Annotated in this window: 24 protein-coding genes and 2 pseudogenes; 7 read left to right on the top strand and 19 right to left on the bottom strand. The window is 60.1% G+C overall.

The features are described 5' to 3' along the window. Window positions 1-9: 9 nt before the first annotated feature. From ACZ5BO_RS15935 to ACZ5BO_RS15910, 6 genes are all read right to left on the bottom strand, one after another. Complete coding sequence (locus tag ACZ5BO_RS15935; protein ID WP_464700944.1) at window positions 10-2265, bottom strand: ATP-binding protein; 2256 nt, start codon at window positions 2263-2265, stop codon at window positions 10-12. Next, window positions 2262-3038, bottom strand: coding sequence for a substrate-binding periplasmic protein (locus ACZ5BO_RS15930; protein ID WP_464701290.1), 777 nt, complete (start codon window positions 3036-3038; stop codon window positions 2262-2264). The genes ACZ5BO_RS15935 and ACZ5BO_RS15930 overlap by 4 nt, the downstream gene beginning before the upstream one ends. A gap of 31 nt (window positions 3039-3069) precedes the next feature. Then, window positions 3070-3786 (bottom strand): response regulator, encoded by a 717-nt coding sequence (locus tag ACZ5BO_RS15925; protein WP_464700942.1) that lies wholly within the window; start codon window positions 3784-3786, stop codon window positions 3070-3072. A 74-nt stretch (window positions 3787-3860) separates the two neighbouring features. Then, window positions 3861-4508, bottom strand: coding sequence for a TetR family transcriptional regulator C-terminal domain-containing protein (locus ACZ5BO_RS15920; protein ID WP_464700940.1), 648 nt, complete (start codon window positions 4506-4508; stop codon window positions 3861-3863). A 97-nt stretch (window positions 4509-4605) separates the two neighbouring features. Next, window positions 4606-5400, bottom strand: coding sequence for a class II aldolase/adducin family protein (locus ACZ5BO_RS15915; protein ID WP_025128255.1), 795 nt, complete (start codon window positions 5398-5400; stop codon window positions 4606-4608). A gap of 73 nt (window positions 5401-5473) precedes the next feature. After that, window positions 5474-6535 carry an ABC transporter substrate-binding protein gene (locus ACZ5BO_RS15910; RefSeq protein ID WP_464700937.1) on the bottom strand — a complete coding sequence of 354 codons (1062 nt, stop codon included), beginning with the start codon at window positions 6533-6535 and terminating at the stop codon, window positions 5474-5476. 214 nt (window positions 6536-6749) lie between these two features. Between ACZ5BO_RS15910 and ACZ5BO_RS15905 the strand changes: the two genes are divergently transcribed. Together ACZ5BO_RS15905 and ACZ5BO_RS15900 are read left to right on the top strand one after the other, a co-directional pair. Continuing rightward, complete coding sequence (locus tag ACZ5BO_RS15905; RefSeq protein WP_464700935.1) at window positions 6750-8702, top strand: oxidoreductase; 1953 nt, start codon at window positions 6750-6752, stop codon at window positions 8700-8702. A 77-nt stretch (window positions 8703-8779) separates the two neighbouring features. Beyond that, window positions 8780-9402 (top strand): annotated as a pseudogene (locus ACZ5BO_RS15900) (cupin domain-containing protein). 619 nt (window positions 9403-10021) lie between these two features. On the opposite strand, the gene ACZ5BO_RS15895 reads toward ACZ5BO_RS15900, so the two are convergent. The 3 genes from ACZ5BO_RS15895 to ACZ5BO_RS15885 form a co-directional block, all read right to left on the bottom strand. Continuing rightward, complete coding sequence (locus tag ACZ5BO_RS15895) at window positions 10022-10888, bottom strand: trypsin-like serine peptidase (protein WP_464700933.1); 867 nt, start codon at window positions 10886-10888, stop codon at window positions 10022-10024. Between the two features lie 22 nt (window positions 10889-10910). After that, window positions 10911-12155: a hypothetical protein gene (locus ACZ5BO_RS15890; RefSeq protein WP_464700931.1), complete on the bottom strand. Its 1245-nt coding sequence runs from the start codon at window positions 12153-12155 to the stop codon at window positions 10911-10913. An 823-nt stretch (window positions 12156-12978) separates the two neighbouring features. After that, a complete protein-coding gene (locus ACZ5BO_RS15885) occupies window positions 12979-13845 on the bottom strand; it encodes a hypothetical protein (RefSeq protein ID WP_464700929.1) in 867 nt (288 codons plus the stop codon). 276 nt (window positions 13846-14121) lie between these two features. On the opposite strand from ACZ5BO_RS15885, the pseudogene ACZ5BO_RS15880 reads away from it, so the two are divergent. After that, window positions 14122-14433: pseudogene (locus tag ACZ5BO_RS15880) on the top strand (cupin domain-containing protein); the annotation flags it as partial. 260 nt (window positions 14434-14693) lie between these two features. On the opposite strand, the gene choX reads toward ACZ5BO_RS15880, so the two are convergent. Further along, on the bottom strand, window positions 14694-15632 hold the full coding sequence (gene choX / locus ACZ5BO_RS15875) for a choline ABC transporter substrate-binding protein (protein ID WP_464700927.1): 939 nt from the start codon (window positions 15630-15632) through the stop codon (window positions 14694-14696). 89 nt (window positions 15633-15721) lie between these two features. Between choX and betI the strand changes: the two genes are divergently transcribed. Both betI and ACZ5BO_RS15865 read left to right on the top strand, forming a co-directional pair. Next, the gene (gene betI / locus ACZ5BO_RS15870; RefSeq protein ID WP_464700925.1) at window positions 15722-16312 is read left to right on the top strand and encodes a transcriptional regulator BetI; all 591 of its coding nucleotides are present in this window, start codon (window positions 15722-15724) and stop codon (window positions 16310-16312) included. Window positions 16313-16314: 2 nt separating this feature from the next. Next, window positions 16315-17739, top strand: coding sequence for an amidase (locus ACZ5BO_RS15865; protein ID WP_464700923.1), 1425 nt, complete (start codon window positions 16315-16317; stop codon window positions 17737-17739). Window positions 17740-17863: 124 nt separating this feature from the next. On the opposite strand, the gene ACZ5BO_RS15860 is transcribed toward ACZ5BO_RS15865, so the two are convergent. Then, window positions 17864-18157 (bottom strand): DUF3077 domain-containing protein, encoded by a 294-nt coding sequence (locus ACZ5BO_RS15860; RefSeq protein WP_464700921.1) that lies wholly within the window; start codon window positions 18155-18157, stop codon window positions 17864-17866. A 291-nt stretch (window positions 18158-18448) separates the two neighbouring features. On the opposite strand from ACZ5BO_RS15860, the gene ACZ5BO_RS15855 reads away from it, so the two are divergent. Then, complete coding sequence (locus ACZ5BO_RS15855) at window positions 18449-19126, top strand: phytanoyl-CoA dioxygenase family protein (RefSeq protein ID WP_464700919.1); 678 nt, start codon at window positions 18449-18451, stop codon at window positions 19124-19126. Window positions 19127-19142: 16 nt separating this feature from the next. On the opposite strand, the gene ACZ5BO_RS15850 is transcribed toward ACZ5BO_RS15855, so the two are convergent. The 4 genes from ACZ5BO_RS15850 to ACZ5BO_RS15835 all read right to left on the bottom strand — a co-directional run bounded on the left by ACZ5BO_RS15850 (window position 19143) and on the right by ACZ5BO_RS15835 (window position 21485). Beyond that, a complete protein-coding gene (locus ACZ5BO_RS15850) occupies window positions 19143-19715 on the bottom strand; it encodes a hypothetical protein (protein WP_464700917.1) in 573 nt (190 codons plus the stop codon). 86 nt (window positions 19716-19801) lie between these two features. Continuing rightward, entirely contained in the window at window positions 19802-19990 is a 189-nt protein-coding gene (locus tag ACZ5BO_RS15845; RefSeq protein WP_233322786.1) for a hypothetical protein, read from the bottom strand. Between the two features lie 2 nt (window positions 19991-19992). After that, the gene (locus ACZ5BO_RS15840) at window positions 19993-20256 is read right to left on the bottom strand and encodes a hypothetical protein (RefSeq protein ID WP_464700915.1); all 264 of its coding nucleotides are present in this window, start codon (window positions 20254-20256) and stop codon (window positions 19993-19995) included. A 314-nt stretch (window positions 20257-20570) separates the two neighbouring features. Then, window positions 20571-21485 carry an SGNH/GDSL hydrolase family protein gene (locus ACZ5BO_RS15835; RefSeq protein ID WP_464700913.1) on the bottom strand — a complete coding sequence of 305 codons (915 nt, stop codon included), beginning with the start codon at window positions 21483-21485 and terminating at the stop codon, window positions 20571-20573. Window positions 21486-21871: 386 nt separating this feature from the next. Here ACZ5BO_RS15835 and ACZ5BO_RS15830 point away from each other — a divergent pair, with 386 nt between their 5' ends. Then, the gene (locus tag ACZ5BO_RS15830; RefSeq protein ID WP_464700911.1) at window positions 21872-22300 is read left to right on the top strand and encodes a hypothetical protein; all 429 of its coding nucleotides are present in this window, start codon (window positions 21872-21874) and stop codon (window positions 22298-22300) included. Between the two features lie 191 nt (window positions 22301-22491). Here ACZ5BO_RS15830 and ACZ5BO_RS15825 read toward each other — a convergent pair whose 3' ends face one another. The 4 genes from ACZ5BO_RS15825 to ACZ5BO_RS15810 all read right to left on the bottom strand — a co-directional run bounded on the left by ACZ5BO_RS15825 (window position 22492) and on the right by ACZ5BO_RS15810 (window position 26839). Further along, window positions 22492-22950 carry a hypothetical protein gene (locus ACZ5BO_RS15825; RefSeq protein WP_015635386.1) on the bottom strand — a complete coding sequence of 153 codons (459 nt, stop codon included), beginning with the start codon at window positions 22948-22950 and terminating at the stop codon, window positions 22492-22494. 203 nt (window positions 22951-23153) lie between these two features. Next, window positions 23154-25334 (bottom strand): catalase/peroxidase HPI, encoded by a 2181-nt coding sequence (gene katG, locus ACZ5BO_RS15820; RefSeq protein WP_464700909.1) that lies wholly within the window; start codon window positions 25332-25334, stop codon window positions 23154-23156. 211 nt (window positions 25335-25545) lie between these two features. Then, on the bottom strand, window positions 25546-26145 hold the full coding sequence (locus ACZ5BO_RS15815) for an HD domain-containing protein (RefSeq protein ID WP_025128243.1): 600 nt from the start codon (window positions 26143-26145) through the stop codon (window positions 25546-25548). A 136-nt stretch (window positions 26146-26281) separates the two neighbouring features. After that, a complete protein-coding gene (locus tag ACZ5BO_RS15810) occupies window positions 26282-26839 on the bottom strand; it encodes a helix-turn-helix domain-containing protein (protein ID WP_025128242.1) in 558 nt (185 codons plus the stop codon). Between the last annotated feature and the right edge of the window lie 46 nt (window positions 26840-26885).

Raw genomic sequence — 26885 nt, 5'->3', positions numbered from 1 at the left:
ATTTGTACGTCAGGGCGCCAGCAAGCGCGCCAGCATGGCCCGGGACTGCTGCCAGGTGGCCGTCAGGCCCAGGGCCTGGGACGCCAGCAAGGGCCGGTCGCAGGCAATCGCTGCGTCCTCCAGGGCGCGCAGCACCCGGGCCAGGGCGCAAAAGCCCAGGGAGTCGGCGCTGCCCGCCAGGCGGTGGGCCTGGTGCTGGATGGCGGTGCAATCCTCGGCGGCCAGGGCTTCGATCAACGGCGGGTACTGCTGGTCCAGGGTCTCGCCCAGGACCTTGAGCAGCCCCTGCAACTTGTTGTCCCCGAGCAGGGTGCGGTGGGTGTCCAGCAGCCCGAGGTCGACGACCCCATCCTCGCTCGCCGTCAACCGGGGCCCAACCTGCCCGGCCAGGACCTGGCGCAGGTGGTCCAACTGCAGCGGCTTGCCGAGGATGCCCTGCATTCCGGCCTGCAAGTAATCACGAACCAGGGACGGCTGGACGCTGGCGGTCAGGGCAAACACCCGGGCCTGGCGATTGGGCCCCGGGCGCCGCCGCAGTTCCTGGCACAGTTGCACTCCGCTGATGCCGGGCAGGTGCACGTCCAGCAGCAGCAAGTCGAAGGCCTGCTGCTGACACAGGGCCAGCGCCGCCTCCCCATCCTCCGCCAGCCAGACCTGATGGCCCTCGCGCTCCAGCAGCCCGCTGGCCACTTCGCGATTGAGCGCCACGTCCTCCACCACCAGGATCTTCAGCCCTCGGGCCGGCCCGTGTATCCGAGGTGCCTCCTGCGCCACCGAGCTGATGCCCAGGGACAGTTCGAACCAGAAGCAACTGCCCTGCCCCAGCTCGCTGTCGACGCCAATGCTGCCGTCCAGTTGCTGCACCAGGTGCTTGCAGATCGCCAACCCCAGGCCAGTGCCACCATAGCGCCGGGCCACTTGATCGCTGGCCTGGACGAAACGCTCGAAGATCTTCTCGCGCATCGACGCGGCGATGCCGATGCCGTTGTCGCGCACACAGCAGCGCAGGTGCTGGAGCGGCCCACGGCCCTCCAGCAATTGCACCTCGACCCGCACCCAGCCGTCCTCGGTAAAACGAATGGCATTGGCCAGCAGGTTGCTCAGGACCTGGCGCAGGTACTGTTCGGCGCCCTGCTGCCGGGGCGCCAGGCATGGATCGACCCGCAGTTCCAGGCGGGTGCCATTGGCTTGGGCCCGGGGCTCCAGCAGGGTGATGACCTCGTCCAGCAACTGGCGCAGGGAAAAGTCCCGCACCTCCGGGCGGCTCTCGCCCTCCTCCAGGCGCGCAAACGACAGCAGCTCGTTGAGGATCGCCAGCAGGCCTTCCCCGGCCTGGTGCAAGGCCTGTAAACGGCGCTGGTCGCGGGCGTCCAACGGTGCCCCGCGCAGCAACTCGGCCATGCCCAGGATGCCGTTCAACGGCGTGCGCAGTTCGTGGCTCATGGTCGCCAGAAAACGCGACTTGGCGAGGTTGGCCGCCTCGGCCTCTTCCTTGGCGTGCTCCAGGCTCGCGGTGCGCCGCTGGACCCGCCGTTGCAACTCGTCGCGCTTGTCCTGCAACGCCAGCCGGTCGCTCTCGCGGTGCTGGATATCGGCCAGGATCGCCCCGCGCATCTCGTCCAGGGCCCGGGCCACGGTGTCGATCTCATCGCCTTCCGGCGTCTGCCGTTTGTCCAGTCGCAACGGCTCGTGCAATTCACCGCTGGCCACCCGCCGGGCAAAGTCGGCCATGAGCTGCAGGTGCCGGGTCACCAGGCGGTGGAACAGGCCGGACAAGGCCACCGCCAGCCCGCAGAGAAACACGCTCATCCACAGCAGGCTGGCCAGCCCGGTGGCGTACAGGCGTCGGTACACCGCCCCCAGGTCGGTACTGACCTGCAGCTCACCCAGCTCCCGCAGCGGCCCCGAGGGCGGCTGGTAGCTGAGGGGAAAGCGCTCCACCCGCAGCGGCCCGATCAGCTCGCTGCTGCCCTGCTGCAGGTCGAAATCAGGGCTCACCAGGTGCACCCGGGCCACGTCGGAAAAATCCACCAGCCCCTGCAACTGCACGGTCAGCTGTTCCTGGTTGAGGTCCCACAGGTTGCGTTCCAGGCTGCCCAGGTAGCCGGCGCGGATCAGCTCCATGCGGCTGTCGATCTCGCGCATTTCCCGACGGTATTCGAAGTACAGCTGCACCGCGCTGGCCAGCACCGTGAAGCACAGGCTGAACAGTAGGATGAACAGCAGCAGGCGCCGCAGCAGGCCGCCGGGACGGGGACGGATCATGGCGCCGCCCGGGTCGATTGCAGCATGGCCCGGTAGTCGTCCTGGCTCTGATCCAACCAGCGCTGAATCGCTCCGCTGTCCACCTGACGCTGCAATTGGGCGTCGATCTGCACCATGCGCGCCGCCAGGGGCGAGTGCCGCGACACCGCCAGGCGCAGGTAGTCGACGCTCAGCGCCTGGGGCAAGGCGACGATGTCCTCGGCACCGGGCATTTGTTCGATGAACAGTTGCCCGGTGCGGCGTTCATGGGGGATGAAGTCGATGCGCTGGCGGATCAGCTTGCCGAAGTTCTGCTGGCTGCTGGAGACCCATTCGATATTGCCGTGCTGCACCACTTCACGGTCGAACTGCTGGCCGTAGCTTTCCCCAAATAGCAGGCCGCCGCGGTAGGTGGTCAGGTCCTGGAGCGTTTCAAAGTGCGGCGCATGGCGACGGTTGACGAACAGCGCCACCTCTTCACGCAGCACCGGCACCCGGGAAAACACCAGGTCCTGTTGGCGCTGGCTGGTGCTGTAGGCCAGCACCACGTCCACCCGGCCGGCCGCCGCGTCCAGCAGGCAGCGCTTCCAGTTGCCCAGCACCACCACCTGCACCTGGTAGCCCAGGTCCCCCAGCACCTGGCGCACCAGGTTCGGCGCCAGGCCGCGCACCTGCTGGCCATCGCTCCAGGAAATCGGCGGGTACACCGGGTAGTCGCAATAGCGCAGCAGCGGCCGCGCATCCGGCCGGGATTCAAGCATGGGCTGGGCCCAGGCGGCGCCCGCCAGCAGCATCAAGCACAGCCCCCAGGCGCAGCGCCGCAATTCAGGCGGCCACGCTGGCGGTGAACAGGTAACCGGCACCGTGAATGGTGATGATCAGCTCCGGCTCGGCCGGGTCATCGTGCAGCTTGCGCCGCAGGCGGCCCACCAGCACGTCGATGGAGCGGTCGCTGGGCACCCACTCGCGGTTGCGGATCTGGTCCATCAACTGGTCGCGGCTCAGGGTGTGGCCGCTGTTACGCAGGAACACGCTGAGCAACTGGTATTCGCCGTGGGTCAGCAAGGTCTCGCTGCCCCGGGGGTCGATCAGCCGACGGCGGTCGGTGTCCAGGGCCCAGTCGGCGAACTGCTTGACCGGGCTCGGGCTCGCGGCCATGGGTTGCGGCAGGCGGGCATGGCGCACGCGGCGCACCAGGTTCTTGGCCCGGGACACCAGCTCGCGCGGGTTGAGGGGCTTGATCACGTAGTCGTCGGCGCCGCATTCCAGGCCGACGATGCGGTCGATGTCATCGTTGCGCCCGGTGATCAGGATGATCCCCACCTCCGAGCGCACCCGCAGCTCGCGGGTCAGGGTCAGGCCGTCCTTGCCCGGCAGGCGGATATCGAGCATCAGCAGGTCCACCGTGTGCTGGTCGAGAAAGGCTTCCGCCTGTTCCGCGGTGGCAGCGCAGTGCACCTCGTAGCCTTCCTGAGAGAGATAAGCGTGGAGCAGTTTGCGAATCAGCGGATCGTCGTCGACGATCAATACCCGAGGAGTCATCGCCTGTGTTCCTGATTATTTTTATTAGAAAGATCACCTACAGCGCAGCAGCCTAGCCATTACTGAACAACCGATCAACAGCCCTGCGTCGGGGGGATAAAACCGCGCCCGGAGCTGGCCAGCAGGCCCTCGACCCAGGCCTCGCAGATCTGCACGCCCTGCTGCGGGCTGAAGGTTCCGGGGTTGAGCCCGGATTCCAGCCACAGGCCGTCGAGCAAGGCGCTGAGGCTGATGGCCGCCAAGTCGGCGTCGAAGCCTTTCCAGCCCTGAATGCCGGCCAACTGGCCCAGCAGGCTGGCCAGCTCATTGCGGTATTCGCCATAGGAATGCTCGTGGGCCAGGTTGATCGCCTCGGCGGTCTTCACCGCGCCCCAGAACGCCAGCCAGGCATCCAGCAGCCGTGGGTCCAGCAGTTCGGCGCAGAACGAGGCGCGAAAGAACGCCGACAGCCGCTGCCGGGGATCAGGTGCGGCCTGCTCCATGGCCTCGCGCAGCAGGGTCATGACCCGCCCGGTGATCGCGCGATAGGCCTCGGCCACCAGCTCGTCCTTGCCAGAATAGTGATGGCTGATCAGCCCCACCGAGACCCCGGCCTCGGCGGAAATCTTGCGGATCGACGCGCCCTGGAAACCGTGGAGCTTGAGGCAGGTCAGGGTCGCCTCGATCAGCTCGGCCTTGCGCAGGTCGGGTTCCAGACGGGAAAAGCGCGCTTCCTGGCTCATGGGGCGGGTTCCTTGGACGGTGGCGGGAATGTGCAGCTGAACGACTGTACAACAGGCGTCCCGCGAGCATCCAGCCCCGCCTTCAGGCCATCCCCCTTCAGGCCCGATAGTCGGGGGCGATGCGTTCCAGCAACCGCAACAACGCCGCCCAGGCCAGTTGCATGGCATCCGGGTCATTCAGCTCGCCTTCCTGCAGCGGCCGCCCCGGGTCGTTGAACTGACGCTCGGTGTGGGCGCAGACCGCGTCCGGCGGCAGGACGATCTCCCCCGCCGCCTGGGCCGCCAGCTGGATTTCGCAGGCCTTCTCCAGGTAGTACATGCGCAAAAACGCCTGGCTCACGGTTTCGCCCACGGTGAGCAAGCCATGGTTGCGCAGCATCAGCACGCTCTTGTCCCCCAGGTCGGCCACCAGCCGTTGCTGCTCGCCCAGGTCCAGGGCCACGCCTTCGTAGTCGTGGTAGGCCACGCGGCCATAGAACTCCATGGAGATCTGGTTCACCGGCAGCAAGCCGCATTTGAGCGCCGCCACCGCGCAACCGGCCTTGGTGTGGGTGTGCAGCACGCACTGGGCGTCTTCCCGGGCACCATGAATGGCGCTGTGGATCACGAAGCCCGCTGGGTTCACCGGGTACGGCGACGGCTCCACGGCCTGGCCATTGAGGTCGATCTTCACCAGGTTGGAAGCGGTGATTTCCTCGAACATCAGGCCGTAGGGGTTGATCAGGAAGTGATGCTCGGGCCCAGGCAGGCGCACCGAGATATGGGTGAAGATCAGGTCGGTCATGCGAAAGTGCGCGATCAGCCGGTAGCAGGCCGCCAGTTCTTCGCGCAGGCGCTGTTCGGTGCTGCTGCGCTCGGTCAGGGCGTGAGGGCTGGGAGCGATGTTGTTCATTATTGGAGTCCTCCAGGCGGTTGGGCTGGCAAACAATAGGGCCGGACATCGTTGGACGTCCAGCCCGTTGGGGCTACTTGCTGGCCCAGGCGTTGAAGCGTTCTTCCAGTTCCTCGCCATGGTCGACCCAGAACTCCACGTTCATCGCCAACGCACCCTTGAGGTTCTGTTCCGAGGTCGGCACCCACTGCGCCAGGGCCGGGTCGAGCTTGGCCGCGGCCAGGGTGTTGGTCGGGCCATAGGGGATCTGCTGCACGTAGTTGACCTGGGCTTCTGGAGTGTTGGCAAAGGCGATGAAGCGCTTGGCCTGGTCGACGTGTTTCGAGCCCTTGATGATCGCCCAGTAATCCATGCCGTACAGGCTGCCGGGCCAGACCACCGCCAGCGGCGCGCCGGCCTGGGCGGCCACGGCGATGCGGCCGCTGTAGGTCGAGGTCATCACCACATCACCGGCGGCCAGCCACTGCCCCGGCTGGGCCCCGGCTTCCCACCACTGGATGTACGGCTTGAGCTCGGTCAGCTTGGCGAAGGCCCGCTCCACCCCTTGCGGCGTGGCCAGGACCTTGTACACGTCCTCGACCTTGACCCCGTCGGCCATCAGCGCGAATTCCAGGTTGTACACCGCGCGCTTGCGCAGGCCGCGCTTGCCGGGGAACTGCTTGACGTCCCAGAAATCCGCCCAGGACGCGGGCGCCTTGGCCAGCTTGTTGCGGTCGTAGGCAATGGCCACGCTCCACACCAGCACCGCCGAGCCACAGGGCTGGGCAGCGTCGGGAATCAGCTGCTCGGCACGGCCCAGGGCCTTCCAGTCCAGAGGCTCGTACATGCCCTCCTCGCAGCCGCGCATCAGGTCCGGGCCTTCGATCTGCACCACGTCCCAGTCGACATTGCCGGTGTCGACCATGACCTTGATCCGGGCCATTTCGCCGTTGTATTCGCTCTGGATCAGCTTGCTGCCATCGGCCTTGCTGAAGGGTTGGAACAACGCCACGTCCTGGGCTTTTTGTCCGGCTCCGCCGTACGCCACGACCACCATGTCGGGGGCTGCCTGGGCAATGTCCTGGCCCAGGGAAAAACCCAGGGCCAGGCTCAGGGCCAGGAAGGAACAACCGTGCTTGCGGGTGAGCGCTTTCATCTGTGAATCCTCTTCGCGGTGCCACACCGGCAGGCGCCGGCACAGCCCTTTTTTATTGTTGTGAGGTTCGCGCCAAAAGCGGGCGCAGATCGAAGCTACTGCAAGCACCAGTAAAAAAACAAGTTGATTTTTTACTACAGGTAAATTTTGATAGCGACATAATAACAACGCCGAGGCCCTGCCCCCTGCCCTCGGCCCGCCTGGAGTCACCGCAATGACCAGCGCCTTCCCGCACCTGTTCGCACCCTTGCAGATCCGTGGCAAACGCCTGAAGAACCGCATCATGTCCAGCGGCCACGACACCTCGATGCCCACCGACAACCTGGTCAACGAACAGCTGATTGCCTACCACCGCGCCCGGGCCGAAGGCGGCGTCGGCCTGATCGTGCTGCAGGTGGCCGGGGTCCACGACAGTGCGCGCTACACCAGCCACGTGCTGATGGCCACCGACGACGCCTGCATCGACGGCTACCGGCGCCTGGCCGAGACCTGCCATGCACACGGCACCGTGGTGCTGTCGCAGATCTTCCACCCGGGGCGGGAAATCATGGAGTCCGCCGACGGCCTGCTAGCAGTGGCCTACGCCCCTTCGGCGGTGCCCAACGAACGCTTCCGGGTCATGCCCCGGGCCCTGGACCAGGAGATGATCGACGAGATCATCCAGGGCTACGCCGACGCCGCCCGGCGCCTGCACCAGGCCGGACTGGACGGCGTGGAACTGGTGGCCAGCCACGGCTACCTGCCGGCGCAGTTCATCAACCCGCGGGTCAACCGCCGCAGCGATGGCTACAACGGCGAGCTGGAACAGCGCCTGCGCTTCATCCGGGAAATCCTCGACGCCATGCGCGCCAGCACCGATCAGGACTTCATCATCGGCCTGCGGATTTCCGCCGATGAACGCGACCCCGAAGGCCTCACCGAAGACGAATCCCTGGCCGCCGTACAACTGCTGCAAGGGCAACTGGACTACGTGCACATAGTCGCCGGCACCTCGGCCTCCCTCGGCGGCGCGGTGCACATCGTCCCGCCCATGGCGGTGGAAGCGGCTTATCTCGCCCGGGAAGCCGGCACCTTCAAGGCCGGGCTGTCGATCCCGCTGTTCGTCACTGGGCGCATCAACCAGCCCCAGGAAGCCGAGGCCATCATCGCCAAGGGCCAGGCCGATGTGTGCGGCATGACCCGCGCGCTGATCTGCGACCCGCAGATGCCCAACAAGAGCGACAGCGGCCACGCCGAAGACGTACGCGCCTGCATCGCCTGCAACCAGGCGTGCATCGGCCACTTCCACAAGGGCCTGCCGATCTCCTGCATCCAGCACCCGGAAACCGGCCGCGAACTGCTCTACGGCCAGGCCAGGCCCAGCGCCCGCGGCAAACGCATCCTGGTGGTGGGCGGCGGCCCGGCCGGGATGAAAGCCGCCGCCGTCGCCGCGCAACGGGGCCACCAGGTCACCCTCTACGAAGCCAGCGCGCAACTGGGTGGCCAGATCCAACTGGCGCAACTGCTACCCCGGCGTAGCGAATTCGGCGGCGCCAGCACCAACCTGCAACGGGAAATGCAACTGGCCGGTGTCGAAGTGGTACGCAACACCCGGGTCGACCGCGCCCTGATCGAGCGTGAAAACCCCGACCACGTGATCATCGCCACCGGCGCCCAGCCCTATTGGCCGAACTTCGAACGCGGCGGCGACCTGCAAGTGGTGGACGCCTGGCAAGTGCTGCGCGATGAAGTACAACTGGGCCGCAGCGTGGTGGTAGCCGACTGGCGCTGCGACTGGATCGGCCCCGGCATCGCCGAACGCCTGGTGCGCGCCGGGCACCAGGTGCAACTGGCGATCAACGGCACCCACTGCGGCGAAAGCCTGCCGCTGTACGTGCGCGACCAGATGGCCGGCGAACTGCACAAACTGGCGATCCCGATCATCCCCTACGCCCGCCTCTACGGCTGCGACGACAGCACCGTGTACCTGCAACACACCGCCAGCGGCGAACCCATGCTCCTGGAAAACGTCGACAGCCTGGTGCTGTGCCAAGGCCACCAATCGGTGGACGACCTCGGCCAACAACTCAAAGGCCTGGTGCCCTTCCAGCGCATCGGCGACTGCCTGGCACCGCGCACCGTCGAGGAAGCCATTCACGAAGGCTTGAAAGTCGCCTGGGCGCTTTGAGGCTGCTTTATACTCCAGGGCTTTTGCAGGACGGGTGCCCGGATGCGCCCGTTCACCTGGTCCGGAGCCCGCCATGAATCCCAGCAGCAAGACGCCGCCCGCGAGCACCCCGCCCGAGCCCGGCAGCGACAACCAAGCCCCCGGCGGCCCACAGTTTCTTGGCACCCGCATCCGCGGCCTGCGCAAACGCCGCGGCCTGACCCTCAGTGAACTGGCCCAACAGAGCGAACTCACCGCCGGCTACATCAGCCAACTGGAACGCAACCTCGCCTACCCCTCCATCCCCGCCCTGTTCAACATCGCCCGCAGCCTGGGCGTGACCATCCAATGGTTCTTCGCCAGCGAAACCCAGACCGCGCCCGAAGACCAAGGCTATGTCGTGCGCAAGAAACAGCGGCTGCAGGTGAATTATGAGAACGGGATTATCGACCAGCTGCTGACGCCACAGCCGACCCGGCAGCTGGAGTTTTTGCACTCGCGGTTTCCGCCGGGGACCTACAGCAAGGAGAGTTACAGCCATGAGGGCGAGGAAGCCGGGTATGTGCTGTCGGGGAGCTTTGAGCTGTGGGTGGGGGAACGGTATTTTCAGTTGAGTGAGGGGGATAGCTTTAGCTTTTCCAGTCAGGAACCGCATAAGTACGGGAATCCCGGGGAGGAGGATGCGCTGGTGTTGTGGGTGATAACGCCGCCGACGTTTTGAGGGGGGCGTTGCTGAGCGGCAGCGCCGTGCACCGCTCTTTTGCTTGCTGATAACTAGCTATCACGGGCAGGAAAGTAGAATTGCTGCCGTACCACTCGTTGAACTGGACCTCGGTCAGCGGAGCGGGTTGCTCGCCCATTTCATCCCAGGCTCGGTTAATCATGTGCTCCCAGTCTCGGGCGACTTCCATGAGTGGCGCTGCTGCTCCCCAGAAGTGTCCGGCCTCCAGCGTTGCCCTGACTCGGCCGTTTAGCTCAGCGAGGGTGGCGCCGTCTTCCAGATAGCGCCGCCCGGACTCTAGCAATTTCTGAGTTCGGTGATTTCAACGGTCATGTCTGGTCCCTTAAACAGAGCGTTTGGATAAGCAGCCAAAAGCGGACACTCACCTCAGGTACAGACTTTTACCAAAATAGTCATTCAGATAGATGTCTACAAAAACTAAGTGAGTTCAATATCTTGCTCATCCGAGGTTATTTAGACGGATTCAGTTTAGAGGATGTGGCCACGCGGGGACCTTTGCTCTTGAACTCACGAGGTAGGATCCCGGGAGCCTATACGCTTAACGGCGGACGCCGCGCCACAGATACGTTGACGCGGCAGCCCCCAGAACACCTCAGGACTAGCGAATCCAGTTACAGATCAGGTCGTAGATGTCATTGTTGATACGAATACCGAGATTGCTGTTGTAGCCTCCTCCGCCGTATGCATGGACAGCGTGGGCAATCCGATGATTCTCGGCATCGTACTCGAATACCGGACTACCGCTCTGGCCACCCTCCGTATCTAGTCCGTAGCGTAGGATTCTGTCTTCTATGTGATCGATCCGACCGGCAGTGAACCACTGGGTACCGAGCCTTTTATCCGCAGGATATCCGGCAGTGTTGACGATCATACCGGCCAGATCATTGTCGCTATAGGAGGCAATCCCGAACCAACCAAGCCTCTCGCCAACATTGGTCCCTAGCCAAATCACACCCACGTCCTGTGTTATATCGCCGCTATTCGACCAACCATCGTGCACGGCAAACTTCGTCGATTGGTAGTAGCTGAAGGGAGCCACATTACCGTCCCGACCAGGGATCACGTAAATATTTGATGCCCAATTCCGCTCTTTGTGGCTGTAGAGGTTGTGGCCGGCGGTGATAATAGTCTTCGGGCCAACCAGCCAACCAGTTCCAAGCAACTGCCGCTCGTTGAGTCCCTCGATCACGAGCTGACAGATACACCGCCAGGGCAACATCGAACTGCTTGGCACAGGTGTTCGGTCGTCATTTCCGATCGCATGCTGGGGAACTGCAAACTCTAGGTAGCTGGAGTCCCCAAGGTAATCATTTCGTAACTTAAGGGGTAACGGCCGGTGGGGGAATTCTTGTGCAAGTACCCTGGACACGTTAAATCCTGCTACGGATTCGAGCCTGCCACCGTTATTGGTCTGGATCATGAAGTCAGAGCGATAGCGCTCTTGCAGCTTAGATTTCTTAGCCATGGCAACCTCCGCTATATGATCGCTATTGACCTACTGTTCCGTTGTTCGAGGGCAGAGTCCTATCCATACCACCTTGCCCACTGTTGTTTTTGCCCCCCAAACCATCCATTGCGCTTCCAGACTTCGCGGTACTCAGGCCAACATGGATACTAATCAGGCCATCGTTCGATTTTTTCCCACCATACAGAGAGCTCTCAGCGTTCAGCGCTCTGGCGCTAAATTGGGCCTTGTCTAACTCAGATTTAGCCTTGATTGTTTCCACCTCTTGCTTAGCCAGTGCTGCATACTTCCCGCTTGAATCGATCCGTAACTGAACCAGTTCACTTACTGCGCCGAACGCAGACTTAACAATCTCAATTGGTGCAGCTGATACGGCTAGTGCCGAACTCGGCTTGACCGTGTCAACCGACTTTAGAAGTCCATCCTGTAACTTGATGTCGTGGGTGTTTTGAACAAATGGCCACCGATCGACAGGTAACACATATGTCGGAGAGCCATTAGGAAGCCCCACATATGCTTGCTGGGACGCCCCATTAGGGCCATTTAATGTAACTAGATAGGGCTGATTGATCCTGTAGCACACTCCCTTTTTGCAGTCAGAATCACTGGCAGCGGGTTCGCCAACCATGGAAACATTCTGAGCTACAGCCGGACTTTCATTCGGCTTAACCACAACGATCTCAAATTTTCCGAAGCCGTAAAGTTCAGCTAAATCTTTCGCTATATTGCATGTATCAGTAGCCGGATCACGCTTGCAAGCAAAGTTTTTGCGCACCTCTAGGTGCTTTTTTATGGCGGCATTTAGTTTGGCGTTGACTTTGCTCGTATCACCTTCTGGGTCAATCAGGCCGCGGTATACCAAGGTTGTGCTCGAACCACCTGCGTCGGCCGTTGCGCTTTCAGCTACTAACGTTTTTATGATGTTGGAGACCACATTCAGCGATTCATCTTTGGAGTCGACCTTTACCGATTCCAGAAGCCCTGTGGATGGCACAACAACGATGTCCACCTTATCTGAGCTAAAGGGGTTCCCTGCTCGTGTAAGCACAAACCGTTTCGAGGTGTCTCCTTTCAGCACTGGCTCCCCTACCGAAAAGGTAAAACCGTCGCCTGTATCTGAAAGCTCAACTGGTAAAAGCGACTTCGGTAGCATGTAGGCGACCCCTGACGTGGAAGTAGAACTACTTCCAACGATGCTTGTAGTACACCCGATCATACTCAGAACTGCTGCATAGACTGCACATTGAAGAACTGGTTTTGATTTCATGCCCTAGCTCCTTGGTTTGCATCCGATACGGGGGAGCCTTATGACGTGCACTCCTTACCGTGGCAAAAATGACTATAGGAGTACTTTGTGAAAATGCGTAGTTGAGCAAGGAATCTAGTACGTTAATGGAAGTATTAGACCCAGAACGAAGTACACGCTGGCTGGCGACCCCTTGAGTTCTGCCTTACGACCATTGGTGGATACTAATAGCCGTTATCCTAGGATTAATCAGTCGCCCGGGCACTGCTCGAGGTTAGAGGTAGGGCTTCACCCCGGTCCAACTCAGCTTGTCCTAATCAATTACAAACGAATGGCTATGTGCATTCCCGAATGGAGGCGGTGTTGACACGGTCTATCGGAGTTCCCGGCGGAGACACTGTCAAACAGCCCAGCGCAAGGCGCTGTTGCCGCAACCACTTGCTGAACTGAACCTCGGTCAGCGGAGCGGGTTGCTCGCCCATTTCATTCCAGACGCAGTTAATCATGTGTTCCCAGTCTCGGGCGACCTCCATGAGTGGCGCTGATGCTCTCCAGAAGTGTCCGGCCTCAAGTATCGCCCGGCTTCTAACAATTTTCTGAACTCGATGATTTCGACGGTCATGTCTGGTCCCTTAAACAGAGCGTTTGGATAAGCCGTCTTTAGGTTGATGCGGAGGATGTCTGATCTTCTGTTATGACTTCACCCGGGGCTAGCATAGTCGTATGCAGTACCGGCGCTTGCTTACGGCTAAAAGCGACCATTAGATTGGGGCGGCTGATCGTTCGCACCCACTCACTTTCCTGGAAACTAACGCCCCTTAGAACCTGTTGTTGAGCGCACTGTTTAGAACTCGTATACAGAAAATCGCTGGAAGTGCGCCCTCCCGCCAGTAGCACTTTTAGCTTTGAAATAGAGACCAACTTTTCCTGGGTTTGGGGTGGCCAGAATATCGAACGAATCAACTTTTTTGTTATTCAAAAAAAATACGACATAGCGGCCTTGCTGAAAAATCCCGACTGTATTAATTGCGGCATCTTTTTCGATCGGTAAGGGGCGCCACTTCTGTTCATTCTGTTCAGAAGCCCATAGGTAGTAACTGTTTCCGTGATTATTTATAAGGAAATAGATTCCGAGACCTTGAATCTCTAGAGTGTCGACATTGTTGTCACCGGCCAAACGCGCGGACATGTAGAAATGTGGACTAAACTCCTTCTGATACTGAACGCTAGCGCCGCTATACGCCCCTTCCCTAGGCTTAATGTTTACATTGAAGTAACCATCAATAGGCGCGCCCTCTGTATCTAGTTTGTTCTCTCCATCAACAGTGAAATCAGTGGTTTTTAGGCCAAGATACTCCTTCGCGCCTCCAAGGTCTGGAACAGTGGAGATGCCGAGTATGGATTCTCCAGAAACGTTGTAGTGCTCAATCTGGCCAGAGACAGGAAGCGCTGGCTTGACCGTCGTCACCATGGAAGGCGTCTCTTTTGCTGATGGCTCTCTCTCAACTACGGGAACCTCTCGAGCGTGCTTGATTTCTTCTGATGCTGTCGGTGGGGTTCCAAAGCCCAGGAGCGCCTCCTTGACTTTTTCTGGGATGGACTGCCAAACGAGAAAGGCGCAAACAAAAAATACGGAAATTACGATGAGTAGCTTGCCATACTTGCTTCCTTTTACGCTGCCATATATGTCCTCAACTATTTTGTCCAACATATTAGCTCCCTTTTTTCACGAATGAATTTTCTCAGCGTCCAACTATAAGTGGGCGACAAAAGTGGCGTAATACTTTCCACTAATTTTGTCTGATTGCGCTCCTTGCCTGTGCGTAACTCCCTGCTCTGTCTGAGTGTTGTGCCAGAAACACAACATGCAACAAGGAGGAAAGGCGATATGGCTTTTGGCTACATCACAGAGCCTAGCAGCGTATCCATGGTCTGCAATTGGCCGTAAAGCAGCCTCACCAACCAAAGAATGCCAGCTATCAGCTAGCTGGAGCGCAACCTCCCTCCCCACACCTCACTATTTAACTTCGCCCGCAGCCTGGGCGTGACCATCCAATGGTTCTTCGCCAGCGAAACCCAGACCGCGCCCGAGGATCAAGGCTATGTCGTGCGCAAGAAACAGCGGCTGCAGGTGAATTATGAGAACGGGATTATCAATCAACTGCTGACGCCACAGCCGACCCGGCAGTTGGAGTTCTTGCACTCACGCTTTCCGCTGGGGGCCTACAGCAAAGAGAGTTACAGCCATGAGGGCGAAGAAGCCGGGTATGTGCTGTCGGGGCGCTTTGAGCTGTGGGTGATCACGCCGCCGACGTTTTAAGGGGGCTGTTGGGTGGGGTAACTCAACGGCTGCTAACAGCCAATAGTAGCCGCTCATAAACGACCGCTGTCGGCCAAGAGCGGACCGTCAATTTTTTTGACTCCAGATTAAAATCTCTTCTTGACGGTAATTAGTAGGGCTAGATGTTGTAAGGACGCGCCCAGCAAGTGAATACCAGGCGCTCAAATACTCTCTACTTGTTAGGTTCTGGAGAGATTTGATTTGTAGAGTTTTGCCACCTATTGAGACACTACCATGTGAGACTTTACTGCGGCGAGCCCAGGTTGTCCTTCCAGTGTCTGAACATTATCCAACGTTCTCTCAAGCCATTCGGGATGATCATTCAACCACTTTTTCACGGCAGCACGTGGTGCGAGACCGCCATTGATCACGTAGTCCATCATGGTGTTTTCGGCATCTATAGAAAACTCCAGATTCTTCAGCAATCTCCCCACGTTAGGGCATTCATCCAGATAGCCCGTACGTACGTCGGTCCGCACTGAGGATGCGCCGTAATTCTCTCCATAGTACTTATCGCCACCTGACAAATATTCCAGCTCAATATTTTTGTTCATTGGATGAGGGGCCCATCCCAGAAACACGATCCAGTCATTCTTTCTTATTTGCCTGCCAACCTGAGTCAACATGCCCTTCTCACTTGACTCAATCAAGCTCCAGCTACCCAGGTTATACGCGTTATCCGCGATAAGGTTCTGGATCGGTTTGTTTCCGCCCGGCTCTACCCCATAGATTTTCCCGCCAAATTTTTCCTTGTAAGTGTCCAGGTCGGCATAGCTTTTCACACCTTGCTCATAGACGTATCGCGGAACCGCCAAGGTAAATTTTGCGCCGGTGAGGTTCACTCGCACGGTCTGAATAGACTTGTTGTTGTAGTAGGGCTGAGCCGCCTCGATCAACGCCGGATCCCATGTTCCAAGGAACACGTCGATGCTCTTGCCCTCCATCGCCTTGTAGGCAATACCCGTCGACAAAGTAATGATTTTTGGGGCGTAACCCAATCCCTCCAGTACTGCGGTGGTCAAGGAGGTGGTCAAGGTGATGTCGGTCCACCCTACCTCTGCGAATTGAGGTGTGCGGCATGCCACAGGATCCGCAGCGCCGGCAATCCCCTGGAATGTCATCAACAGCACGGCACAACCGATAGCACTGCTTTTCATATTGGATCCCCTTGGGCTTTCTTGTTTTTTGGAGAACCTAGTGATAACTTTTTTTTCATTCATCGTCCAATGAAAAAAGAGAGTGCCCCATGCCGAAGGTCGGAATGCAAGAAATCAGAAAAAAGCAGCTCGTCGAAGCGACCCTCACCCTCATTGGTGAGCAAGGCATGGCAGGTACGAGCATGGTCCAAGTCAGCGCACGTGCGGGGTTGGCCAACGGCATCGTGCACCACTATTTTTCAGACAAGAATGCTTTGCTTGAAGCCACCTTGAGAGAGCTGAACAAACGCATAAATGCCGAAATTTTTGCGCGTCTACGAACCTCCACAACGCCTACGGGGCGCGTTCTTGCGTTTGTAGACGGAAACGTCAGTGCCTTGAACCTGACAAGGGAAAACGTCGCGGCCTGGCTCGCTTTCTGGGCCCAAGTACCTCAGTCCACAAAATTGCAGCGGATACAAAACGTCGTCGCGCGGCGAAGCCACTCATTACTTTTTTATGCCTTGTCGAAGACCATGGATAAGGCAGCAGCCCACTCCAAAGCGCAGATGATCGCGATTTTCATCGACGGTTTATGGTTGAGGGCTGCGGTCGATTGCAACCCAGACACGATTGATGATTCGCGTCGCTTGGCTTACGAATTCCTCAACAACGTGCTTGGTTATGATCTGGAGGCGTAGAAATGACACCTGAAGAATATAAAAGTCTCGATGCCGTTGGACTTGTTCAATGGTTGCAGTCCGGAAAAGTCTCTCCACTGGAACTGGTGAACCTCGCAGCCAGAGAAATTGAAACTCAGGACCCAAGCCTGGGCGCGGTTGTTGCTATCGATATCGAAGGCGCGCAGCGAGTGGCGCTAGATCCCAAGGCTGGACCACTCTCAGGTGTACCGATCCTGATAAAGGACACCAATGTCGATGTACAAGGTTTTGCAACCCGGCACGGGTCCCGGTTATACGAGAACGCCACACCGGCGCAGATCGACAGTGAATTTGTGAGTCGATTGCGCAAAGCTGGGGCAATTATTCTCGGGAAAACCAAAACTCCCGAGTTTGCCGGAGACTTTGTAACTGAGCCGCAATGGCAAGGTCCTTGTCGAAATCCCAGGAATCCGCAGTACGCCTCTGGCGGATCAAGTGGTGGCTCGGCGAGCGCAGTGGGCGCGGGAATGGTACCCGTTGCGCATGGCACCGACTGTGGTGGGTCCATCAGGGTGCCAGCTTCCGTTTGTGGCGTGGTTGGGCTGAAGCCAAGCAGAGGACGCAACCCGGTGGGCCCTCATGTCGGTGAGTTTGTCGGAGGCCTCGATTCTGAGCATGTACTGACCAGGACTGTTCGCGACACCGCATTACTGCTGGACGTCCTGTCTGGCTATGAGCCTGGTGCCCCCTATGCTGCCCCTCCCGCACCTGCATCATGGCTGGAATCTTTAAAGACAAAATCACCACGATTGAAAATTGCCTTCGCCTGCTGCCGCCCAAACGGTTCGAGTATCGATAATGCAATTCACAAAGCTATTTTGAATGCCGTGGATTTATTAAGTAAGGACGGCCATGAGTTACGTCCGTTCAAATGGCCAGATATGAGCAACGCCGGTGCAGCTGCTGCACTATTCTGGCAGATGGAAATCGAGGCGTTGATGGAACACCAAGCGCAAGCTCGTGGGTTCCCGATCTCTGATAAGGATGTTGAATGGATTACGTATGAGTTTTACAAATGCTCGCGGCAGAGAACGGCGCTGGATGTTCACCATGCCCGTGCCACGCAGAACAAAGTAAGTCGTGACATGGCGAATTGCTTTACGACCATAGATGTTCTTATCACCCCTACCGTAGCGCTTGCCCCACCGTTGGTAGGTGGCTTTGTTACCACAGGGGAAAGGCATTTGGACGAGTGGTACAAAAAAGCTTACGCATTCTCTCCTTTCACTGAAGTTTTCAACTTAACTGGCCAGCCGGCCATCAGCATTCCCGTAGGGATCATGGAGAATGGTCTTCCCATCGGGATGCAGATTGTTGGAAAGTTTGGTGATGAGGAGACTGTTCTCAGACTTGCAAGTGAAATTGAAAAAAGCTCACTATCGACAAGCCTATTTTCAAAGGTCTGATCATGCATGTAGCTGTCCTTCACGAAGGGCAGCTAAGGGCTGAAAGCTACCTCCTCAGATCACAAAGACGCCGCCTATCAACCAACAATGAGCGGCGTTTCTATCTGCTTAGTACGGCGTAGCCTTAACTCAGAGCCCCCTCTCTCAGCCTCCCTTCCCCCCCAAAAAAACCCACATCATCAATCAGCGCCTTGCCCATCTCTGCCAGGAAGTGCGCAGCCCAGGCATAGCGCTCGCCTTGCTCTTCCATAGCGGCATCCAGCGCAAGTTTCTTGGCGTAGTAAAGCAAAGTAGAAGCCTGCTCCAACGCCTGCTGCAAAGGCACATCCGCATTGACGCGAAACAGTGTTAGTTCAGGATCGGCGCAGTTGCCAAAGGTGACAAAGCCCTGGGTTTTGATGGGGGTTGAATGGTTCATCGGGCACCTCCCGCCAGGGTCTGGCAGCAGAGGCTATTAAGCGGAGGAAGGCGAAAGGAACAGCAGCAAATTTCGGACAGATTACCGGCAGACATGATTGAAACTCCCTGATCAAAAATGTGCCTGCATCTGATCGGGTTCTCAGGCCAGGTCGCTGATTTTGCAGCGACCGCAGCAGACTAGGCGGTCTGTTCACATTGGGGCAACGGCTAAACCGTCGCCGGTTATGTCCAGGGCTTTTGCCCACAGGTATGCTCGACGGGTTATTGCAGATAAGGATATCCAGCCCCCATGACCGCCCGTGAACAGCTCCACCGCAATGGCTATGCCCTGCTGCGCCAGGCCATCCCGCTCGACTGGCTGGCGGACCTGCGCGCCACCTTCGATGCCGGAGTAAAGCCGTCGGACCAATGGCCCGTGCCCCGTGGCTGGGACTGGCGCCATTCGCAGTTGGATATGGATGCACAGGTGCAGGCCCTGTGCCGCTTGCCCCAGGTGCTGGCGGTGGTGGGCGAATTGATCGCCGAGCGTTTCTTTCTCGCCCAGGTGGAGGGGCGTGAACCGCTGGCCGGGGGTGGTCATCAGCAATTGCACCGGGATTTTTCGGCGCAGCGGCCAGGGGATGTGGTGAACGCTATCGCCTATTTCGACGACTACGGTCCAGAGAACGGCGCGACGCGCCTTGTGCCCGGCAGCCATCGCCCGGGGATGGAGCAAGCAGCGTTCGATTTCGCCGACGAATCCCGCACGGTGCAGCTGTCAGGCCAGGCGGGGGACATTCTGCTGTTCGATGCCGATCTGCTGCATGGGGCCAGTCTGAACCCCAGCGGTGCGCGCCGGCGTTCGCTGCTGATCGCCTACTTTGCCGAGCCGCTGTACGCCAGCCATCAGCAAACCGCGAGCCTGCGCAATGTTCAGATGGACACCCGCGAGCGCTTCGATCCCAAGGATTTTGCCCTCGTGGGCTGAGGGCCCGCCCCCTTTCTTATGAACTCTGGATGATCAGGGCCCCGGCCATCAGGTCTTCGTCATCAATGCCTTGCTTCAATAGCAGGTAGCCGGTTCCACCAACCAAAATGCCCCTGTGCCCTGGAGCGGCCCTGTTCAGCCGGGAGTTGTTGATCTGCAGCACATAGTTCAAGCCTGGGCGTGTCTCTTGCCCCTGAATCCAGGCGGGTATTCCGGCGATCTTGGCCAGGCCGTTTTCTTCGCTGTCCTGCCGCGGATTTGCAACCACGTCGATTCGCCGCGCCGGGGTGATGGGCTGTCCATAACCATCTACCTGTCGCGCCGCGGGCCTGTAGGCCAGCACCTTGCCGCCCTCTTGCATGGCCTGGTCGATGTAGGAATCGCTGACGCTTGAGTAAGGCGTAAACAGCGAAATCACCAGCTCGTCATTCAATTGCATGGCTGCTAGGTATCGATTGATAAAGCTGGCCGGCAGGCTGGCAAGGTGCAGCAAGGGGGCGCCCGTCGAGTCGCTGGGCCAAGGGATGGACTCAGGCAGATAGGGGTTGCCGCCGAGGTAGGCGGAGTCCTGGTCGGGGTCTTCGGGCAAAAACACTAGTTCGTTAAACAGGGTCTGTTCCTCTCAGGTGTGCCGTTGCCCAGGTGGTTGCGTGGGCGGGGGGCTTGGCGCTGCTTTCAGTCCGCAAGGCGGCTGGCCAAACGTTGCAGTGCCTGGGCCAGTTCCAGGGCCTGTTCTGCTGTCAGCTCCACGGGGTCGTTGTGTTCGGTGCAGGCCTTGAGATGAATTGCACTGCCCTGCTCTATCCATAGGCGCACGGCGCCCTCGCTGCTCTCGACATAATCCGTTGTGCGCTCAGCCGGCATGTTCACTCACCTTGTGCGTAGGCCGTGGCCAGTTCCAGCAGGCGGGTAAAATTGGCGATGGCGAAATACAGGTCATCGCGGCTGTCGCCGTCCCAGTCTTCGATGGCTTCGCGGGCGGCCTTGAGTGAGGCGATGCGGGTTTTGATCTCGGCGATTTCCTCGGCGCCGCACTGGGTGGCGATGGCCTCCCAGCGTTGCTGGGGAATGTCTTGCTGTACAGATAGCCCGGCTTTGGCTTGGGCAATCAGTGCGGTGAGTTGGCTCATGGGGTATTCGTCCTGAAACAACGGCCTTTGAATCGGGGCGCGATCGCGGGCTGGAATGTGCAGAGGCGCGGCTTGTGCGTTAGTCGCTTTGAGGCGGGTCACTCTATCGGGTTCAAGCCCAAACAACGACCTCAAGAGTGGAGACAAACCCATGTCCGCCATACCACTGGAGAACTCGTTGCCGGCGTCTCCCCATGGGAGGCCGACAAGGTCACATGTCGCTAAGCGTCCTGTGAACGCAGCGTGCTGTTACAAGGGCAAGGATGTCCGAGCAACTGCCATGACAATGACCGGCTATGGGCGGATAGCGAACCTCAACGGCTCGCTTTCAGCGTTTCAAGCATCGCCTCGGCGGCCAGGGCGTGGACTTTGCGGGTCGGGTGCCATTCATCCCAGTAGTAATGGGCATCTGCATCCGCACACACGGGTTTGACGTCCGGATAGGTGGCTTGGCACGGGGTATCCAGCTCCTTCAGGCCCGCCACCTCGGGTGCCGCGCGAAGTTTGTTGCTGAAGGCCAGGTGGTCGAAGTAACTAAGACTGACGTGATGGGCGTTAGCCAGTGTTGTCAGCACGGCTGGCAGTTTTTGGTCGAGTATCTGCTGGTATTTTGTTGCGTTCTTGACTTGATTGCCCTGCACCACAGCCGGCACATGGCTCAAATCCGTAGTCCCCACCACCATCAGGTGCTTCGCGCCTGCGGCGATCAGCGCCTCGGTGCTCTTCTGTATGTTCGCCACGCTGTTGTGGCTTAGCACGTCAATCGTTTCTGGATGCGAGAAGTCGGCCCATTCAAAAAAATCGTTGGCTGAGATGAAAATGAAATACAGCGCATTCGGATCCGCCTTGTGTGTTTTAGCGGCTTGCAAATGATCGGCGATCTGGCCGAAAACCCCAGTGTCGCGAGAGGGCTGCATCCAGGCGTAGTAGTTGCCGCTGCCGCTTTTGGCGCCGCCAATCGCGTAGTCGGTCAAGGGGATTTTCAAGGCCTGCGCCAAGTGCTCGACGGCGGTGGGACCATTGCTCCAGCGTCCCTGCCAATACAACGAACCGGGTAGCGCCTGTGCATCTTTGACCTTCTGTGCGGCCATTGTTCGGGTGAAGGTTTCACCCGCACCGTTGTCAGAGTAGCTGTCACCAATAGCATAGAGATGATCGTAGCCAGGGCCGCCAAAGGCGGTTGATGCCGTCATTGTCATTAGAGCGACCAAGCAAGCGCGTCGAATCATCGAATGTCTCCCAGATGGTCGTCCTAGACTACCGCTGGCGACGTTTTGCCTTGCCACGGTTGCGACCTGCATTTAGCCGGGGGCGCAAAGAGTGTGCTGTTCGCGACAGGTCGGTGGCGGGTTGGTCCAGCGTAAACGGCCAGCATTCACTCATGCAGTTTTTTCAGCCCTGAGAAGGCTGCAGGCTGACCAACAGCCTTGCCGGGCCAGTGCATCGCTCCAGCGCGTGCGGGGCGCGAAGGCGGCGGATGGTAATCCACTCGCGGGTGGCCCGACGTGGGTTGTGCACGAAGGGATTTTTATCTCGCCTGTTGCCCTGGGTGCTTGGCAGCGCCGCCCGGGTCGGCTTCAATAAACGCCCTTTTTCATGTTCAGGAGCTAGAAGGATGCAGCTTTATTACCGCTGGGCGGCCGCATGGGTCATGGCGTGGGTACTGGGAGCCGGGCTGGCCCAGGCCGAGGAACGGCCACAGGTGGCGGACAAGATCGTGGCCTACACCGGGCCCCACGGGGTGAAGGTCTGGACCCTGCGCATCGGTGAGCGCAGCGCCCATCAGGCGCTGGTGCAGGTGGAAGACGCCGACCACGACTGGAACCTGCGCATTCAGAAAATGAGCGTGGAGCAAACCGATCGCGACACCCGTTACTTCACTCAGGTGGACGGGCAGAAGTTCGTGGTGCTGCTGCTTCAGGAAGGCTATGGCGAGCTGCATCTGCCGGGTGAGGCCAAGCCGCTGAAGGTGGGGTATGACAGCAACCTGTCCAGCTACGGCGATGCCCAGGCGTTTCTCAATGAGTACCTCAAGACCCAGTAAGCGCGTGGCGGGCGCTATATGGCCCGCCTTGATTGCCGCCAGTCGTGCTCGAAACGCCTCGATCGCGCCGGCAAAAACGCCTCCCTAGGGAGGCGTTATCGTTTTACCCGGTCTGAAGTGGCCTTGAAGCAGATCAAGCGACTCGGGGCCATCACCTGCCGCTGCCTATCAGTGAGCGATCCTGCGCTGCATCAGGTGCGTTTGAAAAACAACATTGCGTCAACGAACCGCTGAGCCTTCTGCTGCGTGTCGACCTGCGAGCTGTTCAGCACGCCACCTGCCTGGTTCCTGGTCTGTACGACCCAACGACCACGCTTTGAGTAGAGCGTGACGCTACCTATCGAGTTGAAGTAGATACGGGTTTGCACCGCTTTGGAGGAAGTCTTGGAGCTGCCGGCTGCTATGGCCCCTACACCGATAGGCGTTGCACTTGCAAAGCCACTGGTAGCAGAAATGGTCCCACTGCCGTAGCCAATATATTCGTCCGTGAAGAACACTTGTTCGGGCCTGGTTTTCAGCGGTTGTTCCATCAGTACCTGTTCAATGATCGATTCCGCCTGACTCTGTGTAATAGGCAATGCCTTGTATTCAACAACCTTTGCTACGCAACCTGTAAGTAACAGTAGCGCTGCGATGACAATAGCTTTCATCCCTGACTCCCTGAATTGATGCAGGGCATTTTGCCATAGTGGACCCAGCACCGCGCGAGTTCGCAGAGCCTTTTGCCTGACACTGATTCTGGGGGGAACAGGAGGGTCGAGGAATCCGCCAGCACTTGCCACAGACAGCCGTAGCCCTCGACCTGAATACTCAAGTCGAGGGCCGCCAATTGCTGGACGTTAATCCCTTGCCCTCAACGCAAATCGAACCGATCCAGGTTCATCACCTTGTCCCAGGCCGCGACAAAGTCGCGCACGAACTTCTCACCCGCATCCGCCGCGGCATACACCTCCGCCAGGGCCCGCAGTTGCGAGTTGGAGCCTAGCAACAGGTCCACGCGAGTACCGCTCCATTTGTATTGCCCGCTGGCGCGGTCGCTGCCTTCGAACTGTTCGCGGGCCTCGGACAGGGGTTTCCATTGGGTGCCCATGTCCAGCAGGTTGACGAAGAAGTCATTGCTCAGGGTCTGCGGCCTGGTGGTGAATACGCCGTGGGGCGATTGCCCGACGTTCGCCCCCAGCACTCGCAGGCCGCCCAAAAGTACGGTGAGTTGCGGTGCGGTCAGGGTCAGCAGTTGCGCTCTGTCCACCAGCAGGGCTTCGGCGGTGACGCCGGAAACCGGCTTGAGGTAGTTGCGAAAGCCATCGGCCACGGGCTCCAGCACGGCGAAGGATTCGATATCGGTCTGTTCCTGGCTGGCATCCATGCGCCCTGGGGCGAACGGCACGCTGATGCTGTAGCCGGCATTTTTCGCCGCCAGTTCCAGCGCCGCGCAACCGCCGAGGACGATCAGGTCCGCCAGGGATACGCGTTTGCCAGCAGCCTGGGCGCTGTTGAAGGCGCTCTGCACCGCTTCCAGGCTGTGCAGCACCTGGGCCAGTTGTGCCGGCTGGTTGACCTCCCAGTCTTTTTGCGGGGCCAGGCGAATCCGTGCGCCGTTGGCGCCGCCGCGCTTGTCGGAGCCGCGAAAGGTCGAGGCCGAGGCCCAGGCGGTGGATACCAGCTGCGCCACCGACAGCCCGGACAGGAGGATCTGCTCCTTGAGCTGCTGGATGTCCTGGGCGTCGATCAGCGGGTGATTCACCGCGGGAATCGGGTCTTGCCAGATCAGTTCTTCGGCCGGCACTTCCGGCCCCAGGTAGCGGGCCCGGGGGCCCATGTCGCGGTGGGTGAGTTTGAACCAAGCGCGGGAGAAGGCTTCGGCCAGTTGCTCGGGGTGCTCATGGAAGCGCCGGGAGATCGCCTCGTAGGCCGGGTCGAAACGCAGCGACAGGTCGGTGGTGAGCATCGACGGCGTGCGGCGTTTATTCGGGTCATGGGGGTCGGGCACGCTGTCGGCCCCGGCGCCGGCCTTGGGTTGCCATTGGTGGGCGCCGGCGGGGCTGGTGCTCAGTTCCCATTCGAAGCCGAACAGGTGGTCGAAGAAGTCGTTGCTCCAGCGGGTCGGGGTGGTGGTCCAGATCACTTCCAGGCCGCTGGTGATGGCGTCGCCACCAACGCCTGTGCCGAAGCTGCTGTTCCAGCCCAGGCCCTGTTGTTCCAGGCCAGCGGCTTCCGGTTCCGGACCGACGTGGCTCGCCGGGCCGGCGCCGTGGGTCTTGCCGAAGGTGTGGCCGCCGGCGATCAGGGCCACGGTTTCTTCGTCATCCATGGCCATGCGGGCGAAGGTTTCGCGGATGTCGCGAGCTGCCGCCAGCGGGTCGGGGTTGCCGTTGGGGCCTTCCGGGTTGACGTAGATCAGGCCCATCTGCACCGCCCCCAGGGGGTTCTCCAGTTCGCGGTCGCCGCTGTAGCGCTGGTCGTCGAGCCAGGTGGTTTCGCTGCCCCAGTAGACGTTGTCTTCCGGTTCCCAGACATCCTGGCGGCCACCGGCATAACCGAAGGTCTTGAGGCCCATGGATTCCAGGGCGACGTTGCCGGTGAGGATGATCAGGTCGGCCCAGGAGAGCTTGCGCCCGTACTTCTGCTTGATCGGCCAGATCAGCCGCCGGGCCTTGTCCAGGCTGACGTTGTCCGGCCAGCTGTTGAGCGGGGCGAAGCGCTGCTGGCCGCCACCGGCACCACCGCGGCCATCGGCGATGCGGTAGGTGCCGGCGCTGTGCCAGGCCATGCGGATGAACAGCGGGCCGTAGTGGCCGAAGTCCGCCGGCCACCAGGGTTGGGAATCGGTCATCAGTGCCAGCAGGTCGCGCTTCACTGCGGCCAGGTCCAGGGTGTTGAATTCGGCGGCGTAGTTGAAATCTTCCGCCATGGGGTCGGACAGGTGCGAGTGCTGGTGAAGGATCTTCAGGTTCAGTTGGCCGGGCCACCAGTCACGGTTGCTGGTGCCTTCGCCGGCGGTGTGTTTGAACGGACACTTGGATTCGTTGGACATGGGACTCTCCTTCGGTCATCCCTACCCGGCTGCTCGATATGGGCCCGAGGCTGGACGTGCGTATGAAAAGCGTAGTGAACGGCAACCGAAGGTAAAAATAGACCCGCTTGATGACCCTGGCAGAAAAAAACCATGACGCCTGCAAGGTTCCTGCGCGGGCGCCCTGCCCTCTGGAAACCTGTTCTGGATCTGGCGAACGGCGCCCAGGCTTTTAGCCCAGCCGATGGGGAACAGCGGCCTGAGCCTGGGCATCGAGGCGGCGCTGGGTATCGACGTCGATCTGCTGGCGCAGGGCCTGGAACAGCGGGCTGGCATCGGTATAGCGGCGGCCGTAGCCGAGGTTGAAGCGGTAGTCGAAACCCGCCGGGTTCTGCCCCTGGGTGTGTTGCAGCAGGGTTTCCAGCTTGTCCAGGGCCTTGACCGTGCGCGCCTCGGCGCTGCTGGCGCCTTCGTATTCGTCCCACAGCTCCAGCAGGCGCTGGCGCGCCGGAGCGTCCAGGGTGCGGGCCAGCAGTTGCAGGTCCTCGCGCTCCTGCTGGCTCTTGTCCGGGTGGCCGGCCTGCTCCACCGCCGGAATATCGCCATGGATGGCCTCCCCCAGGTCGTGGACGATGCACAGCTTCAGCACTCGCAGCAGGTCCAGCTCGCCCAGTTGGTCTTCCAACAGCAGCGCCATCAGGCACAGGCGCCAGCTGTGCTCGGCGGTGCTTTCCTGGCGACCGCTGGAGGTGTGGGCGCTGCGCAGCACGTCCTTGAGTTTTTCCGCTTCACGGAGAAAGTCGAGACGGCCGCTGAGAAGTTCGCTGTTCATGCTCAAGCCTGTGTTGGTGGGCGAAAGTGACTGGGCAATCATCCGCACCAAGCACCGCGGACGCTGGCCAAGCAGACTAGTCAGCCACTGCATCCAGGTCCACGGATAAAATATCCGTGGCGAGGCTCGACTGCGCTCAGAGGGTTTCCACCAGCCGCACGGCGTTGCCGTCGGACAGGTTCAGGCGAGTCCAGCGGCACCGGCTCGGGGCAATGGGCACGATGGCCGAATCGTTGTGGCCGCTGAAGAATTCCACGGACGGCGGCGCCAGCAGCGAGCGCCAGCCCAGGTCGTCGAGCGCGGCCTCCTTGCAGACGATTTCCTCGGTACAAAAGCCCCACAACGACTGGCCCAGCAACTCACTCAGGGGAAGCCCGAACTGCCCGGCACGGGCCGGCGAACAGGCCAGCAGCCGATGGGTCAGGTCGCACACCAGGTGCACCGCTCGCGGGCTGTCGCTCACCAGCCGGGCCAGGGCCTGGTCGGCGCTGGCACTGAGGTTGGCGGCCAGCAGTTGCTCAAGACGCGCGCGCTCGGCCGGCTCCATTGCCTGCTGGCCGTTCTCCCAACGGGAAATGCTCGACTGCGCCACGCCGAACAGCTCGGCGGCGTGCTGTTGCTTGACCCGGTGCAGCAGGCGCCAGCGCCGCAGGGCCAGGCCCAGGTGCGGGGCGGTAAGGAAGGAGGTGGACATGGCAATGAACTGAGTGCAGGAACAGGCCGACAGTCTGGCAGTGCCA

The sequence above is a fragment of the Pseudomonas sp. FFPRI_1 genome (assembly GCF_055384485.1).
The sequence above is the reverse complement of the archived record's forward strand: the minus strand, read 5'-3'. Positions and strand labels throughout refer to the sequence as shown.

Coding starts and splice junctions, on each gene's coding strand:
- ACZ5BO_RS15865 (WP_464700923.1), top strand. CDS start 16,315: ATGACACCTGAAGAATATAAAAGTCTCGATGCCGTTGGACTTGTTCAA.
- ACZ5BO_RS15825 (WP_015635386.1), bottom strand. CDS start 22,950: ATGAAAGCTATTGTCATCGCAGCGCTACTGTTACTTACAGGTTGCGTA.
- ACZ5BO_RS15845 (WP_233322786.1), bottom strand. CDS start 19,990: ATGCCGGCTGAGCGCACAACGGATTATGTCGAGAGCAGCGAGGGCGCC.
- ACZ5BO_RS15855 (WP_464700919.1), top strand. CDS start 18,449: ATGACCGCCCGTGAACAGCTCCACCGCAATGGCTATGCCCTGCTGCGC.
- ACZ5BO_RS15915 (WP_025128255.1), bottom strand. CDS start 5,400: ATGAACAACATCGCTCCCAGCCCTCACGCCCTGACCGAGCGCAGCAGC.
- ACZ5BO_RS15930 (WP_464701290.1), bottom strand. CDS start 3,038: ATGCTGCTGGCGGGCGCCGCCTGGGCCCAGCCCATGCTTGAATCCCGG.
- ACZ5BO_RS15920 (WP_464700940.1), bottom strand. CDS start 4,508: ATGAGCCAGGAAGCGCGCTTTTCCCGTCTGGAACCCGACCTGCGCAAG.
- ACZ5BO_RS15810 (WP_025128242.1), bottom strand. CDS start 26,839: ATGTCCACCTCCTTCCTTACCGCCCCGCACCTGGGCCTGGCCCTGCGG.
- ACZ5BO_RS15890 (WP_464700931.1), bottom strand. CDS start 12,155: ATGAAATCAAAACCAGTTCTTCAATGTGCAGTCTATGCAGCAGTTCTG.
- ACZ5BO_RS15840 (WP_464700915.1), bottom strand. CDS start 20,256: ATGAGCCAACTCACCGCACTGATTGCCCAAGCCAAAGCCGGGCTATCT.
- betI (WP_464700925.1), top strand. CDS start 15,722: ATGCCGAAGGTCGGAATGCAAGAAATCAGAAAAAAGCAGCTCGTCGAA.
- katG (WP_464700909.1), bottom strand. CDS start 25,334: ATGTCCAACGAATCCAAGTGTCCGTTCAAACACACCGCCGGCGAAGGC.
- ACZ5BO_RS15895 (WP_464700933.1), bottom strand. CDS start 10,888: ATGGCTAAGAAATCTAAGCTGCAAGAGCGCTATCGCTCTGACTTCATG.
- ACZ5BO_RS15905 (WP_464700935.1), top strand. CDS start 6,750: ATGACCAGCGCCTTCCCGCACCTGTTCGCACCCTTGCAGATCCGTGGC.
- ACZ5BO_RS15925 (WP_464700942.1), bottom strand. CDS start 3,786: ATGACTCCTCGGGTATTGATCGTCGACGACGATCCGCTGATTCGCAAA.
- ACZ5BO_RS15935 (WP_464700944.1), bottom strand. CDS start 2,265: ATGATCCGTCCCCGTCCCGGCGGCCTGCTGCGGCGCCTGCTGCTGTTC.
- ACZ5BO_RS15885 (WP_464700929.1), bottom strand. CDS start 13,845: ATGTTGGACAAAATAGTTGAGGACATATATGGCAGCGTAAAAGGAAGC.
- ACZ5BO_RS15860 (WP_464700921.1), bottom strand. CDS start 18,157: ATGAACCATTCAACCCCCATCAAAACCCAGGGCTTTGTCACCTTTGGC.
- ACZ5BO_RS15835 (WP_464700913.1), bottom strand. CDS start 21,485: ATGATTCGACGCGCTTGCTTGGTCGCTCTAATGACAATGACGGCATCA.
- ACZ5BO_RS15910 (WP_464700937.1), bottom strand. CDS start 6,535: ATGAAAGCGCTCACCCGCAAGCACGGTTGTTCCTTCCTGGCCCTGAGC.
- ACZ5BO_RS15815 (WP_025128243.1), bottom strand. CDS start 26,145: ATGAACAGCGAACTTCTCAGCGGCCGTCTCGACTTTCTCCGTGAAGCG.
- ACZ5BO_RS15830 (WP_464700911.1), top strand. CDS start 21,872: ATGCAGCTTTATTACCGCTGGGCGGCCGCATGGGTCATGGCGTGGGTA.
- choX (WP_464700927.1), bottom strand. CDS start 15,632: ATGAAAAGCAGTGCTATCGGTTGTGCCGTGCTGTTGATGACATTCCAG.